Genomic DNA, 13,758 nt, shown 5'->3' with positions numbered 1-13,758 from the left:
TCCATGGTCCACGCCACCGCATTACAACGCCCGCTCGCCTGCATCCTGGGCAGCGTCGCACTCACCCTGGCCGGTTGCGGGGGGGGCGATGACGCAGCCAGCGCCAACCTCTACTACCAAACCAAGACACCCTACAGCCCGCAGCAAAATGCCGCCACCTACGAAGCGCCCCCCAGCGGCTACAGCACGGTCTACACCCAGCTCATGGCACGCCACGGCTCGCGCGGCCTGTCCAGCCTGAAGTACGACCTAGCCGTCTACCACATGTGGAAAAAAGCCTCGGACGACGGTGCCCTCACCGCCCTCGGGGCCCAGCTGGGCCCCGATGTGCTGAAGATCATGAAGGCCAACTTTCTGCTCGGCTACAACGTGGCGGGCATCAGCAAGCCCGGCTACGGCAATGAAACCCAGATCGGCATCACCGAGCACACGCAACTCGCCCAACGCATGCTGGGCCGCAATGCAGCCCTGTTCACCCAGGCCGGTGCCACCGCCAGCAGCAGCCCCCGCCAGATCGTGGTGGTCACCTCGGGTGTGGACCGCGCGGTAGACAGCGGGGCTTTCTTCGTCAAGTCGCTGCTTGCCGCGCAAACCAACCTGACCAGCCTGGTGAACTACCCTGCAGCACCCGCGCCCTACCCGGCAGCCGCCCCTTTAGCCCAACCGGCTGGCACCAACCATTTCCTGCTCTACTTCCACAAACTGGTGGCCGCCACCGACCTGGTCACCAACCCTGCCGACCCGCTGTACCAGACCTACCAGGACAGCCAGGCCTTCCAGAACTGGCTCAAAGACAGCGACCTGGCCGCCAAGCAAGCCGCCATCCTGGCCGACCCCGCGGCCAAAACCGCCGGGCGCGTGGTGTTGGAGCGGCTGTTCACCAAAGCCTTTGTGGATAAGATCGAAGCGGGCACCTACAGCTTTGCCAACACCGGCAGCTTCACCTACACCAGCGACGACGGCAAGTTCACCAGCACCCTGGCGGGCGATGGCAAAACCGGCATCACCAACCTGGGCGAAGCCGCCTCCCTGCTGTACGAGCTGTACGTGATTGCCCCGGCCATGAAGAGCGAGGCCAAGGTCGATTTCTCCGGCTACATGCCACTGGCGCAGGCCCAGTACTTTGCCTTTACCCAGGATGCCGCCGACTTCTACAAGATGGGCCCCGGCATCACCGAAAAAGGCAGCGTGACCTGGAAGATGGCGCAAATCCTGGAGGACGACTTCTTCACCGAAGTCGATGCCATCGCCAAAGGCAACCTCGCCCACGTCGCCAAGCTGCGCTTTGCGCATGCCGAAATTGTCATCCCCTTCGCTTCCAAGATGGGCCTGAAGAACGTGTTGCAGCAACAGCCCCTGGCCAGCCTGTACAGCTACGCCAACAACCCCTGGCGCGGTGACTATGTAGCCCCCATGGCGGCCAATATGCAGTGGGACGTGGTGAAGAACAGCAGCGGCACGGTGCTGGTCAAGATGCTCTACAACGAGAAAGAAACCGACTTCAAGGCTGCGTGCGATAGCGCACGTTTTGCGACGGGTAGCCACTACTACGACTACACCAAGCTGAAGACCTGCTACGGGCACACCAGCCTGTAAGCCAGCTCACGGGGGGCAACCACCCCCCTTTTTTTGCACCGTTTTGCACACGTGTGCGTTGCGTTTTTATCCTCACACCACAAGACACTTTAATGCGCCTGCCTCTCAAACCCGTTGCCCTTGCCGCTGCACTATTGCTATCGGCATGCAGCACCTACCAGCCTGCCCAACAAGCGTCTACACCCGACCCCCAACTGGCCAAAATCGGCCAGATCGTGGTGGTCTACCTGGAAAACCGCAGCTTCGACCACCTGTTCGGCCTGTACCCCGGTGCCAACGGCGTAGCCAATGCCCGCGCGCTGGGCCAAGGCGTGGTCCAAGTGGACGCCAACAACCAGCCCTATGCCGTGCTGCCCCCGCCGCTGGCGGACAAAACCGGCAAGCCCGATGCGCGCCTGAGCGCCCCCATTCCGAACGGCCCATTCCGCCTCGACCCCAAGGTCGGCCTCAACGACACCCTATTCAGCCCCATCCACGCCTTCTGGGCCAACCAGCGCCAGATCAACGACGGGCGCAACGACCGCTTCGTAGCCGACGGCAACAGCGGCGGCCTGCTGATGGGCACCTACGACGGCAGCTCACTCGGCCTGTGGAAACTGGCGCAGCGCTTCACCCTGGCCGACAACTTTTTCCAGTCGGCCTTTGGCGGCTCGTTCCTGAACCACTTCTGGCTGGTCTGCGCCTGCACCCCGGTGTACGCCAACGCGCCCCACCACATCGTGGCTTTGGACGCTCAAGGTCGCTCGTCCGAGCCGGATGAACCCGAAGCCTATGTGACGCAAGACGGCTATGCCGTCAACACCCTGCAAAGCACCTGGCTGTTTGACCCCACCAAAAAGCAGGCCCTGCTGCCGCCGCAAACCGCCCCCACCATTGGCGACCGCCTGAGCGACAAAGGCATTCCCTGGGCCTACTACGGCCAGGACTTCAACCGCGCCGTCGCCGCCACCCAGGCGGGAAAAGGCGTGGCCAGCTTTTCGTACCACCACCAGCCGCTCATCGCCTTCAAGCGCTTTATCGACAGCGCCGCCGAGCGCAAAGCCCACCTGAAGGACCGCGAAGACTTCATGGCCGACGTGCGCGGCGGCACCCTGCCCCCGGTGGCGTTCTACAAACCCACGGGCGGCATGAACATGCACCCCGGTCGCGGCAGCGTGGCCGCAGGCGATGCCGAAGCCACCGAGATCGTCAACGCCATCATGGCCGGACCGCAGTGGAAGAACACCGTGGTCATCGTCACCACCGACGAAAACGGCGGCTTCTGGGACCACGCTGCACCACCCAAGGGCGACCGCTGGGGCCCCGGCTCACGCATCCCCGCCATCATCGTCTCGCCGTTCAGCGAAGGTGGCCGCATCGACCACACCCAGTACGAAACCGTCTCCATCCTGAAGCTAATCGAAGACCGTTTTGGCCTGGCCCCGCTGGGCAGCCGCGATGCCAAGGCCACCAGCCTGGCCCGGGCCCTGAAGTTCTGATTCCCTTTCCCTGACCCTGCATTTTTAACAACAACGAGGAGACAAGCTTGCAACATTCCAACCACTTCACCCACCGTACCCATCTGTGTACCCTGGCCGCCATCGGTCTGGCCTTGCTGGGCACTGCGGCCCATAGCCAGACATCCGGCGAAAAATCCAGCGTCACGCTGTATGGCCGGGTCGATGTGGGTCTACGCAACGCGCCCAACGATCTGTCCAAAAACGATGAACGCCAGTGGTCTGTGGGCAACAGCTCGGCCGGGCGCTTTGGCTTTATCGGCAAGGAAGACCTGGGCGACGGCCTGAACGCCTTTTTCCGCCTGGAATCGCGCTTCGATGCCGACACCGGCGCGGTACAAACCGACAAGAACGCCACTGGCCAACTCTTCAAGCAATACGCCTACGTCGGCCTGCAAAGCCATAAGCTGGGCAGCGTCACCCTGGGCAAACAGTCCAGCCCGGCCGATGAGGCCAATGCCAGCCGCTTTGAATCCTTTGACGGTGACAGCCTGGCCGCAAATGGCACGCGCACCGCCAAAGTTTTCCAGAAGTGGAACAACGCCATCTACTACGCCACCCCGCGCTGGAGCGGTGTCAAGCTGGGTCTGGGTGCCGCCCCTGGTGAAGGCGTGCACACCCGCGCCTACGGCCTGGTGGCGCTGTACGACCAGGGCCCGCTGTCGCTCAGCAGCTCTTACCAGCGTGAGAGCTTTGTGGACGGCTCTGCCGACAAAACCGGCGACGATGCCCGCACCACCGTGACCCTGGCGGGCTCGTACGACTTCCAAAGCTTCAAACTGCTGGGCCTGTACGCACGCTCGTCCAAGCTGAACCTGGCCGACACCGGGGCCGAACGGGTGCTGACACTGGGCACCATCGTGCTGCTGGGACAACACCGGCTGCTGGCCTCGCTGCGCTGGATCGACGACGACCAGATCAAAACCACCGGCGACCATTCCAGCGACAAAGACAGCGTGCGCCTGGGCCTGGGCTACCGGTACGACTTCAGCAAACGCACGCTGGTTGCCGTCTCCCTGTCCCGGGAGCGCATGAAAACTTTCGCCAAGAGCGGTGCCGAAGCCAGCGACCGCAATGGCACCGGCTACGAAGTGGCCCTGCGCCACAAGTTCTAGGCAAAGGGAGCCCCCATGCTGCGCACCGCGTTGCTGTGGATCACCGTAGGCTGCTGTGCCCCTGCCTGGGCGGCCCCTGTCGACCAGCCGTTTGAGGCCTACGCCCGCTTCGTGCGCGGCATTTACGCCCAGTGGTATCTGCCGGGGGCCGAAGACTTTTCCGCGCAAAGCCAGGCCCTGGTCGGCAGCCTGCAACAGCTATGCACCGCCGACGCAGCCACCGAACCCGATGCGCTGGCCCGTGCGCAGCAGCAGTGGCTGCGCACGGTGTCGGCCTGGGAGCGCTTCTCTGCCGTGCGGGGTGGGGCACTGCTGGCGCGCCGCTCGCCACGCAGCCTGGACTTCATGCCCACCCGGCCCGAAGCCATTGCCGAAGCGGTACGCACCGTTGCGCCCGACGCGACCACGCTCGAATCCACCACCGCCCCGGGCAAAGGCCTGCCCGCGCTGGAGTGGCTGCTGTGGCCCGGCAAGCTGCGCGCGCACACGCCCGCTTGCCACTACGCAGAGCAGCTAGCCAGCGACATCCTGGCCGAAGCCGAGGCCCTGCAAACTGCCTATGCCGCCGCCCTGCAAGCCGGTTGGGACAACCAGGAGGCCGAGTACGCGATGTACGAATTTCTAAACCTGTGGAACGGTGCCCTGCAAAAGCTCTGGCGTGAGGACATCGACCGCACCCTGCAAAAACTCAATGCCGGGCGTTTCGCCACCTTCAATCGCAACGCCAGCGGCCACGCCGCACAGGCCTGGGCCATCCACTGGCAGGCCGTGCGCAGCCTGGCCATCGGCTCTGCGTCCGGCACCGACGTACCCAGCGTGCACGCCTATCTGCTGGCGCAAAACCATGCGCCCCAGGCCGAATTGCTGCTGCAAGCCGTAGCCAACGTGGACCAGGCCATGGACCGCCTGCTGGCCAGACGCGCCCCCACCGCCGCTAGCGTACCGCTGCACCAGCTGATCACCGCATTGAAAGCCCTGCAGCACTGCACCGAAAAAGACCTGGGCCCCGCGCTGCAGTTCACCATCAGCTTTTTTGACGAAGACGGGGACTGAGAACGGTTCCTCCACTGCTGGAACCAGCGCCCTGCACCGCCGCCACGGCACCGAGTGCGCGCAAGGCCTCCTCGAAGTTGAAGGCCTCGGTGTCCGGCGGCACGCATCGGGCCAATAGTTACTACTAAATTAATAGCTACCTAAGTCGATTCGATCAGCGGAGAAGGCCGATTTTGCTCAGAATTTACCGCTGCCTAGCCCCCTGCATGCTTGCGCACTCAGCCTTTAGCCCGCGCCACCATCGACACCGCTGCCACGGCCAACAAAGCGATGGCTGCGGCCACATAGCCCACACTGGCCGGCCCCCACAGCGGAATGGCGAGGCCGCCCACGATGGCACCGAGGCCGATACCGGCGTTGGCCGCCGAGACATTCAGCGTACCGGCCAGTGCCTTGGCGTGGGAGGCGGCCTGCATCACGCGGATCTGGCAGATGGGGTACAGCGCCGTGTTGGCCACGCCCCACACCGCCAGGGCCACGCACAGCCAGAAGCGGTCGCCCACGGCGGCCATGCTCGCCGCCATGCCCACCGCCAGCAGGGCGCTGAACAGTGCGGTCACGCCCAAGGGGTGGCTGTCCACCCAGCGCCCGCCCAGCCAGTTGCCCAGCAGGCCTACCGCGCCAAAGCCCATCAGCCACCAACCCACCTGGGCTTTGGGCACGCCTGCGGCGTTTTGCAGCGTATCGGCGAGGTAGGTGTAGGCCGTGAACATGGCCGTAAAGACCAGCACCGACAGTGCTACGTTGGCCACAAACCTCGCATCGCGCAGGATGCGGAGTTGCTCCGCAAAGCGCAGGCGCTGCGGCGAACGCAGGGTTGGCATGCCCCACTGCAACATCAGTGCAATCAGCAAGGACATGGCGGCGAGCAGCCAGAACGCGCCGCGCCAGCCCACGGCATCGGCTGCCAGGGTGCCTAGCGGAATGCCGAACAACATGGCCGCCGAGATGCCCAGATAGACCCTGGAAACCGCCCGGCCGCTCTGTGCCGGACCGGCCAACTGCCCGGCGGTCTCGCTAGCCGTGCCCCAAAACACCGGCAGGGCCAGAGCAGGAATGAAGCGGGCCAGACCGAGTACCCACATGTTGGGCGCCACAGCGGCCAAGGCGTTTGAAGCTGCAAACACCAGCAAGATGGCCACAAATAGGCGCTTGCGCTCCAGGTGGGCAACCCACGCGGTCAATACCGGCCCGAATAGCATCACGGTGAAAGCAAACAACGTGACCAGCAGGCCCGCTGCTGAAATCGAAATGGCCAGCTCCTGGGCCATTGCGGGCAGCAGTCCGACGATCAGAAACTCGGTGGTCACCAGAATAAAGGCTGCTGTGGCCAGTATGGCGATAGACAGCCCGTGCCCGCCGGGGGCAGCGGGTTGGGGGATGGTCGCGGAGACCGTAGGCGGGTGTGCAGACATGGCTTGGAAACTTTCAAACTAGGGTTTTCACTAGGTTACTTGAGAATCCAAGTCGCATTTGTGGAGATTTTTCAATAGACTCCGGCATTAATTTCCAGAATAGACCGGCCATGCTCTCCACGGAACGTCTTAAAGGCATCGAAGCCTTCGTCTGCACAGCCAATGCAGGCAGCTTTACCGCTGCCGCCGAGCGCCTCAGCCTGACCAACTCTGCGGTCGGTAAGGCGGTATCCCGCTTAGAGACGCGCCTAGGCACCCGGCTCTTTGAGCGCACCACGCGGCGCTTGGCGCTGACCGATGCGGGCGCGGCGTTTTACCGCACCTGTGTGCGCGTGCTGGCGGAGCTGCACACCGCTGAGCAAGTGCTCGCGGCAGACAAGCTCGAACCCTCGGGTCGGCTGCGGGTGGATGTGCCCGCCACCTTTGGCCGCATGCGGGTGATGCCCTTGCTGCTGGCCTTCATGGAACAGCACCCGGCTGTGCGACCCCATATTTCATTCACCGACCGGTTCGTGGACCTGGTGGACGAAGGCATCGACGTGGGGGTGCGCATTGGCGGGCCAGACCACTGGCCGAGCGCCCTGGGACACCGCTATCTGGGCACCGAGCGGCTGATCTTCTGTGCGTCGCCGGTGTACTTGGCGCGGCGCGGCGTGCCGCAATCCATCGCCGAGCTGTTGACCCACGACGCGGTAACCTTTGGCCGCGCCGACGGTAGTGCCCACCCCTGGCGTATTGCCCACAGCACGGGGCCGGTGGAGCGCCGTGATGTGGAGGGCCGCATCAGCGTGGGCCACGGTGACGCGCAAACCGAAGCCGTGCTCGCCGGTGGTGGCGTGGCCCAGCTTGCGACGTGGCTGGTGGATGAACATTTGGCCAGCGGCCACCTGGTGCAGCTGCTGCCGCACACCGCCACCGATGGCCTGCCGCTGCACCTGGTCTGGCCGCGCAGCCGCCAGTTGCTGCCGAAGGTGGACGGCCTGCTCACCCACTTGGGCGAACGGCTGGCGATTCGCTGAGCGCCCAGGCTAGGCCTGCGCCCGCACAAAATCAATAAACGCCCGCAGCGGCGCAGGCGGCAGCCGCCTGCCGGAGTAGTACAAAAACGGCCCTGAAAAACGCGGCCACCACGCCTCCAGCACGGGCATCAGCGCACCGCTGTCGAGCTGTGGGCGCAGCCAGTCTTCAAACAGGTACACCAAACCCGTCCCGGCAACAGCCGCATCGACGACCAAATCAATGCCGGTGCCAATCTGCACTATCAGCGGCCCGGTGGGGTGGATGCGGACCGTCTCGCCGCCCTGTTCAAACTCCCAGGCAGGCAGGGCTCCGCTGCTGAAACGGCCTTGCAGGCAGGCGTGCTGGAGCAGTTCGCGGGGATGCAGCGGCGGGCCGCAGCGCGCCAGGTAGGCGGGCGATGCAGCCAGGGCAAAGCGTTGCTGGCGCGGCCCGATGGGCACGGCGATCATGTCTTTTTCCAGCCTCTCCTCGTAGCGGATGCCGGCATCGCAGCCGACCGCCAGCACATCGACAAAACTATCGTCGGCAAAAACCTCCAGTGCGATGTCGGGGTAGGCCGCCAAAAAGCCCGGCACGATGGCGGGCAACACCAGGCGCGCCGCACTCACCGCCACATTGAGCCGCAAAGTGCCCGCAGGCCGGTCGCGAAAGCCATTCACTACGTCGAGGGCTGCTTGCACCTCGGTCAACGCCGGGGCCAGCCGCTCGACCAGGCGCTGCCCGGCCTCGGTGGGGGAGACGCTGCGCGTGCTGCGGTGCAGCAGGCGCACACCGAGCTGGGTTTCCAGCCGACGTACCGCTTCGCTGAAGGCCGAGGCACTGCCGCCGTTGGCCCGCGCGGCTTCGCGGAAGCCTTTGGCGCGGGCCACGGCCAAAAAGGCATTCAAGTCGGCAAGGTTGGCGTTCATTGTGCGCAATTTGGTACAGGTTGTGCGGATTGTGATGGATTGTCGAACGTGGGTGGGCTGCCTACCATTTGCCCACCTTCACCCCACAGGACTATTGACCATGACCACCCCCCCCATCACCACCACCTACCCACTCGGCCACCGCAGCGTCAACCGCCTCGGCTACGGCGCCATGCAGCTCGCCGGACCCGGCGTATTCGGCCCGCCCAAAGACACAGCCGCCGCACTGGCCGTGCTGCGCGAGGCGGTGGCCAGCGGGATCAACCACATCGACACTTCGGACTTCTACGGTCCGCACATTACCAACCAGCTGATCCGCGAGGCGCTGCACCCGTATGCGGACGGCCTCACCATTGTCACCAAGATCAGCGCCCGGCGCGGCGCCGATGGGTCGTGGATCAACGCCATGTCGCGCCCAGAACTCATCCAGGCGGTACACGACAACCTGCGCAATCTGGGCCTGGAGGTGCTGGATGTCGTCAACCTGCGCAGCATGCTGGACGTGCACCACCCGGTAGAAGGTTCGCTGGAAGAGCCGCTGACGGTGCTGGCCGAATTGCAGCAGCAGGGCCTGGTGCGCCACATTGGCTTGAGCAACGTCACGGCCACGCAGGTGGCGGATGGCCGCAAGATTTGCCCCATCGTGTGCGTGCAAAACCAGTACAACCTGGCGCACCGGGGCGACGACGCGCTGATCGACGAGCTGGCCCGCCAGGGCATTGCCTATGTGCCCTTCTTCCCGCTGGGCGGCTTTACGCCCTTGCAGTCGGCGGGGCTGTCGGCGGTGGCCCAGCAGCTGGGGGCCACGCCCATGCAGGTGGCGCTGGCCTGGCTGTTGCAGCGCTCGCCCAATATTTTGCTGATCCCCGGCACCTCGTCGGTGGCCCACCTGCGGGAGAACCTGGCGGCGGGGCAGCTCACGCTGGCTGCCGACACGTTGGCGCAGCTAGATGCTATTTAATTTATAGCTACAAGCGCAAGTGGAATATGCGCTAGAGGCCAATTTGGCTTAAATCGCTATCAACCTTGCCCCTCGGGCTTTATCTGCGCCCGCGCGATCACCGGTTTCCAGCGGGCCTGCTCGGCCTTGATGAAGGCATCGAACTCGGCGCTGGTGCTGCCCACGGCCAGGGCGGTCTCATGGGACAGCTTTTCTTTGACCAGCGCGCCCTGGGTGGCCTTGATGGCCTCGGCTTCCAGCTTGGCCAGGTTCGCTTTGGGCCATTTGCTGGGGGCCATCAGGCCGTACCACTGGGTCATCTCGAAGCCCTTGAAGCCCTGCTCGGCCACGGTGGGCACGTCGGGCAACTGGGGCAGGCGCTGGGCCGTGCCAGTGGCGATGCAGCGCAGCTTGCCCGCCTTGATGAAGGCCAGCAGCGCGGGTGCGCCCACCGACGCGGCCTGCAAACGCCCGGCCATCAGGTCGGTCAGCATCGGGCCGGTGCCCCGGTAGGGCACGTGCAGCATGAAGGTGTTGCTGGCCATCTTCAAATACTCAAACGCCAGGTGCCCGGCGCTGCCGTTGCCGGCCGAACCGTAGTTGAGCTGGCCTGGCCGGGCCTTGGCGTAGGCGATGAACTCGGTCAGGTTCTTCACTGGCAGGTCGGGGTGCACCACGTACAGGCTGGGCACTTTGCTGACCAGGGTGATGGGTGTGAAATCCCGCGCTGCGTCGTAGGGCAGCTTGGCGAAGATGTAGGGGTTGACGGCCAGCGTGCCGATGTGGCCCAGCACCAGGGTGTGCTCGTCGGTGCTGTTGGCCACCTCTTGCATGGCGATGTTGCCCGCCGCGCCGGGCTTGTTCTCCACAAATACGTTCTGGCCGATGGTCTTGGACATCTCGCCCGCCACCGCGCGGGCCACGATTTCGGAGCTGCCGCCGGGGGCGAAGGGCACCACCAGGCGCAACGGTTTGCTGGGCCAGGTTGACTGGGCGCGGGCAGACGGCAGCAGCAGGCCGGAGGCGGCGGCACTGGCGGCCTGCAGCACACCGCGTCGGGAAAGGTTCATGGAGGGCATGGCGTGTCTCGTCGTTGTAGTGGGTGAACAACCATCTTGCACCCGCCAACCTATCAAACACCTATCAACCCCAGCGAAGCACACCACCATAATCGCCGCCATGCATATCCTGTTGGCCGAAGACGAACACGCCCTGGGCGAATGGCTGGCCAAGGCGCTGGCGCAGAGCGGCCACCGGGTGGACTGGCGCGACGACGGGCGGCTGGTAGAGGCGGCGCTGGCCGATTGCGACTACGACGTGCTGGTGCTCGACCTGGGCCTGCCGGGGCGCAGCGGCGGCGACATCCTGCGCCGCCTGCGCGCCCAAGACAACCGCCTGCCGGTGCTGATCCTCACCGCCCGCGACGCGCTGGCCGAACGCGTCAACGCCCTGAACCAGGGGGCCGACGACTTTCTGGCCAAACCCTTTGCCCTGGCCGAGCTGGAGGCCCGCCTCACCGCCCTGGTGCGCCGCGCCCGGGGCAGTGAGCACCCGCGCCTGGCCTGCGGCCCGCTGGCCTTTGATGCGGTGACGCGCCAGTTCAGCCTGGGAGCCGACAGCCTGCTGCTGTCGCCGCGCGAGCACGCCCTGCTGCTGGCCCTGGTGCAGCGCAGTGGCGAGCCGCTGACACGCCAGCAGGCCATCCACCGGGTGTTCAGCGACGACGACGAAGTGCAGGCCAGCGCCATCGACGTGCTGCTGCACCGCCTGCGCAAGCGGCTGGAGCACAGCGGCGTGGGCATCCACACCGTGCGGGGCCTGGGTTACATCCTGGAATGCGATGCGCCAGGCCAGCCTTAAATTACGCCTGCTGGCCCTGCTGCTGCCCACCCTGGCCGTGGCCATTGCCACCAGCCTGTGGCTGACCCGCGTGGATGCCGTGGCTTCGGCCAATGCGGCGTACGACCGCTCCCTGCTCGGGGCCATCAAGGCGCTGGACCTGAACGTGTCTACCGCCTCGGGCGGCCTGGCGGTAGAGCTGCCGTACCGGCTGTTCGAGTTCTTCCAGCTCACCGCCACTGGCAATGTGTACTTCCGCGTGGCCACCGCCGATGGCCGGGTGGAAATCGGCCACACCGACCTGCCCGCACCGCCCCAGCCGCTGCGCACCGGCGTGCCGCAGTTCTTTGATGCCAGCTACTTCGGCGAGACCGTGCGCGTGGGCGCGTACCAGCGCACGCTGGAGCCGCTGCAACCGGCGGCGGGCCAGACCTTGCTGGTGATCCAGGTGGCCGAAAGCACCACTTCGCGCGAGCAGTTCACCCACCGCTTCGTGCGCCATGCGGTGCTGCGCGATGCCGGGTTTTTGCTGGTGGTGGGCGCGCTGGTGGTGCTAGGCCTGTACCTGGCCCTGCGCCCCATGGCCCGGCTGGCGCGGCACACCCAGGCGCGCGCGCCCGACGACCTGCGCCCCCTGCCCACCGCCGACCTGCCGCGCGACCTGCTGCCGCTGGTAGACGCGGTGAACCAGCAAATCGCCCGCACCGAAGCCCTGGTGGAGCAGCGCAGGGGCTTTATCGACGATGCCTCGCACCAGCTGCGCACCCCGCTGGCGGTGCTGCGCGCCCAGCTCGACTACCTGCTGCGCGAACCCGACCCGGCGCAGCGGCAACTGGCGCTGCAAGCCCTGTCCGACGCGCTGGACCACGCTGTGCGCGCCACCAACCAGCTGCTGGCCCTGGCCCGCAGCGATGCCGCCCAGCCGCACTGGGAGCCGTTCGACCTGGGTGAACTGGCCCGCGCCGTGGCGCTGGAGCTGCTGCCGCTGGCGCGCACGCGCGGCATCGACCTGGGTGTGGATGTACCCACCGATCCCTTGCCCGCCCAGGGCGACCGCAGCCTGCTGCACCAGGCGCTGCTGAACATTGCCCACAACGCCTTGCAGCATGGCCGCGCCCACGGCGTGGTGACGCTGGAGGCTCAGACCGTCGGCCCCACACACCAGTTGCGCGTGCGCGACGACGGCCCCGGCATCGACCCCGCCGTGGCCCCCCGGCTGGGCCAGCGCTTTGCCAAAAGCCGGGGCAGCCGGGGTTCGGGTTTGGGCCTGGCGATTGCGCGCTCGGTGCTGGAGCGGCATGGCGGGCAACTGCGGCTGGAGGCGACGGAGCCGGGTGTTTGCGCCGTTTTGGAGTGGCCTGCACCATGAAGCGCCGTTGGCTCTTACTAGCGACCCTGCTGGCGACCGTAGCCCACGCGGGCCTGCCCGAGGGCGCGCGCTGCATCGCCCCGGCCAAAGGCGGCGGCGGTTTCGATTTGACCTGCCAGTTGCTGCGCGACATGCTGCAGGCGGCGGGCCAGACCCGCACGCCCATCGCCATCGCCTACCAGCCCGGCGGCATTGGTGCCATGGCCTTGCACAGCACCGTGGCCCAGCGACCGGCCGAGGCGCAGACGGTGGTGGCGTTCTCCAGCGGCACCTGGCTCAACCTGGTGCAGGGCCGGTTTGGCCCGTACAGCGCGGGCGATGTGCGCTGGCTGGCCGCGCTGGGCACCGACTACGGCGTGGTGGTGGTGCGCCAGGACGCACCGTGGCGCACCCTGGCGCAGCTGCTGGAGGCGCTGCGCAAAGACCCGAACCGGCTGATTTTTGGCGCGGGCGGCTCCATCGGCAGCCAGGACTGGATGAAGGCCGCGCTGCTGGCCCGGGCCGCCGGGGTCAGCCACAAAGCCATGCGTTTTGTGGCCTTTGAAGGCGGCGGCGAGGCACTGACCGCCCTGCGCGGCGACCACGTGCAGGTGCTGGCGGGCGATGCCGCCGAGGTGGCCCGCCAGATCGACCAGGGCGCTTCGGTGCGGGTGCTGGCCGTGCTGGCGGCCCAGCGCCTGCCGGGCCGCTGGGCCCAGGTGGCCACCGCCAAGGAGCAGGGTTTTGACATCCAGTGGCCCATCGTGCGCGGGGTGTACCTGGGCCCGCAGGTGCCCGAGCCGCAGGTGCGCGCCTGGACCGAAGCCCTGGCCCGCGCCGCCGCCCACCCGGCCCTGCCGGGGCAGCTGGCGCAGGCCGGCCTGCAACCCGGCTGGGCCACCGGCCCCGCGCTGCAAGCCTTGCTGGAGCGCCAGACTGCCGACTACCAGCAGTTGGCGGCCAGCTTTGGCCTGGCCCGGCGGGCACCGTAGACACTATATTATTGATAGCTTGTCGCGCTTATGGAA

Annotated in this window: 12 protein-coding genes; 9 read left to right on the top strand and 3 right to left on the bottom strand. The window is 66.2% G+C overall.

The window, feature by feature from the left end:
• Nucleotides 1-3: 3 nt before the first annotated feature.
• The 4 genes from AC0969_RS15365 to AC0969_RS15350 all read left to right on the top strand — a co-directional run bounded on the left by AC0969_RS15365 (nt 4) and on the right by AC0969_RS15350 (nt 5,260).
• Nucleotides 4-1,596 (top strand): histidine phosphatase family protein, encoded by a 1,593-nt coding sequence (locus AC0969_RS15365; protein ID WP_479625025.1) that lies wholly within the window; start codon nt 4-6, stop codon nt 1,594-1,596.
• A 92-nt stretch (nt 1,597-1,688) separates the two neighbouring features.
• Nucleotides 1,689-3,074: an acid phosphatase gene (gene acpA / locus AC0969_RS15360; RefSeq protein ID WP_479625024.1), complete on the top strand. Its 1,386-nt coding sequence runs from the start codon at nt 1,689-1,691 to the stop codon at nt 3,072-3,074.
• 47 nt (nt 3,075-3,121) lie between these two features.
• Nucleotides 3,122-4,207, top strand: coding sequence for a porin (locus tag AC0969_RS15355; RefSeq protein WP_479625023.1), 1,086 nt, complete (start codon nt 3,122-3,124; stop codon nt 4,205-4,207).
• Between the two features lie 15 nt (nt 4,208-4,222).
• The gene (locus AC0969_RS15350; RefSeq protein WP_479625022.1) at nt 4,223-5,260 is read left to right on the top strand and encodes an imelysin family protein; all 1,038 of its coding nucleotides are present in this window, start codon (nt 4,223-4,225) and stop codon (nt 5,258-5,260) included.
• 218 nt (nt 5,261-5,478) lie between these two features.
• Here the strand turns inward: AC0969_RS15350 and AC0969_RS15345 are convergent, their stop codons facing one another.
• Complete coding sequence (locus AC0969_RS15345; RefSeq protein ID WP_479625021.1) at nt 5,479-6,675, bottom strand: MFS transporter; 1,197 nt, start codon at nt 6,673-6,675, stop codon at nt 5,479-5,481.
• A 110-nt stretch (nt 6,676-6,785) separates the two neighbouring features.
• Between AC0969_RS15345 and AC0969_RS15340 the strand changes: the two genes are divergently transcribed.
• Nucleotides 6,786-7,694: a LysR family transcriptional regulator gene (locus AC0969_RS15340; protein WP_479625020.1), complete on the top strand. Its 909-nt coding sequence runs from the start codon at nt 6,786-6,788 to the stop codon at nt 7,692-7,694.
• Nucleotides 7,695-7,703: 9 nt separating this feature from the next.
• Here the strand turns inward: AC0969_RS15340 and AC0969_RS15335 are convergent, their stop codons facing one another.
• Nucleotides 7,704-8,603 (bottom strand): LysR family transcriptional regulator, encoded by a 900-nt coding sequence (locus AC0969_RS15335; protein ID WP_479625019.1) that lies wholly within the window; start codon nt 8,601-8,603, stop codon nt 7,704-7,706.
• A gap of 100 nt (nt 8,604-8,703) precedes the next feature.
• Between AC0969_RS15335 and AC0969_RS15330 the strand changes: the two genes are divergently transcribed.
• Complete coding sequence (locus tag AC0969_RS15330) at nt 8,704-9,564, top strand: aldo/keto reductase family oxidoreductase (protein ID WP_479625018.1); 861 nt, start codon at nt 8,704-8,706, stop codon at nt 9,562-9,564.
• A 59-nt stretch (nt 9,565-9,623) separates the two neighbouring features.
• Here AC0969_RS15330 and AC0969_RS15325 read toward each other — a convergent pair whose 3' ends face one another.
• Complete coding sequence (locus tag AC0969_RS15325) at nt 9,624-10,622, bottom strand: Bug family tripartite tricarboxylate transporter substrate binding protein (protein ID WP_479625017.1); 999 nt, start codon at nt 10,620-10,622, stop codon at nt 9,624-9,626.
• A 100-nt stretch (nt 10,623-10,722) separates the two neighbouring features.
• Here AC0969_RS15325 and AC0969_RS15320 point away from each other — a divergent pair, with 100 nt between their 5' ends.
• From AC0969_RS15320 to AC0969_RS15310, 3 genes are read left to right on the top strand one after another with little or no spacing between them, the layout of a single operon-like run.
• A complete protein-coding gene (locus tag AC0969_RS15320) occupies nt 10,723-11,403 on the top strand; it encodes a response regulator (protein WP_479625016.1) in 681 nt (226 codons plus the stop codon).
• Nucleotides 11,384-12,751, top strand: a complete 1,368-nt coding sequence (locus AC0969_RS15315) for a sensor histidine kinase (protein ID WP_479625015.1) — start codon at nt 11,384-11,386, stop codon at nt 12,749-12,751. Before AC0969_RS15320 ends, AC0969_RS15315 begins: the two co-directional genes overlap by 20 nt.
• Nucleotides 12,748-13,722 (top strand): tripartite tricarboxylate transporter substrate binding protein, encoded by a 975-nt coding sequence (locus AC0969_RS15310; RefSeq protein WP_479625014.1) that lies wholly within the window; start codon nt 12,748-12,750, stop codon nt 13,720-13,722. The genes AC0969_RS15315 and AC0969_RS15310 overlap by 4 nt, the downstream gene beginning before the upstream one ends.
• Nucleotides 13,723-13,758 lie beyond the last annotated feature (36 nt).

It is taken from the genome of Rhodoferax sp. LB1P47 (genome assembly GCF_056521445.1).
The sequence above is the reverse complement of the archived record's forward strand: the minus strand, read 5'-3'. Positions and strand labels throughout refer to the sequence as shown.